This window comes from Pseudomonas sp. EL_65y_Pfl1_R83, assembly GCF_963970695.1.
Classification (GTDB): Bacteria; Pseudomonadota; Gammaproteobacteria; order Pseudomonadales; family Pseudomonadaceae; genus Aquipseudomonas; species Aquipseudomonas tritici.
In genome coordinates, this window is sequence record NZ_CAXAQI010000098.1 from 1 (window position 1) to 672 (window position 672).

Genomic DNA, 672 nt, shown 5'->3' on the forward strand with positions numbered 1-672 from the left:
CGCGGCTCGAAACTGGCGATCGGCCGCGCATTGACCTCGACCGCGACAGGTTCGGTGACGGCATGTTCGAGCGGCGAGAGCCGCGGCGCCGGTTCGCTGACCGGCTGCGCGCGCGCGGACCTCGGGAGGGCGAGGCTGGAAACTCCCGCCGCCGCCTGGACGAGAAAGCGGCGGCGGGACGATCCGGTGCTCACGAATGCAGTTTGCGGCGCGGACGGCTCGGCGCGGTGGGTGCCGGCGCCGCGGTCTCGCTGAACAGTTCGGCGAGCTTCTCGGTGATGGCGCCGCCGAGTTCTTCCGCATCCACGATCGTCACCGCGCGACGATAATAGCGCGTCACGTCATGGCCGATGCCGATCGCCGCCAGTTCGACCGGCGACTTGGCTTCGATCCAGCCGATCACCTGCCGCAAATGGCGTTCGAGATACGACCCGGAATTGACGCTCAGCGTCGAATCGTCGACCGGCGCGCCGTCCGAGATCACCATCAGGATCTTGCGCTCCTCGGGCCGCGCGATGATCCGCGAATGCGCCCAGAGCAGCGCCTAGCCATCGATATTTTGCTTTAGCAGCCCCTCGCGCATCATCAGCCCGAGATTCTTGCGCGCCCGGCGCCAGGGTTCGTCGGCCTTTTTGTAGACGATATGGCGCAGATCGTTGAGCCGGCCGGGAT

The 672-nt window shown here is 67.0% G+C and carries 1 protein-coding gene and 1 pseudogene; both read right to left on the minus strand.

The features are described from left to right. Positions 1 to 194 (minus strand): twin-arginine translocation signal domain-containing protein (locus tag AACY08_RS27825; RefSeq protein ID WP_339472313.1); only part of this gene is annotated, 194 nt, incomplete at its 3' end. Further along, positions 191 to 672: pseudogene (locus tag AACY08_RS27830) on the minus strand (cobaltochelatase CobT-related protein); the annotation flags it as partial. The pseudogene AACY08_RS27830 and the gene AACY08_RS27825, both read right to left, overlap by 4 nt.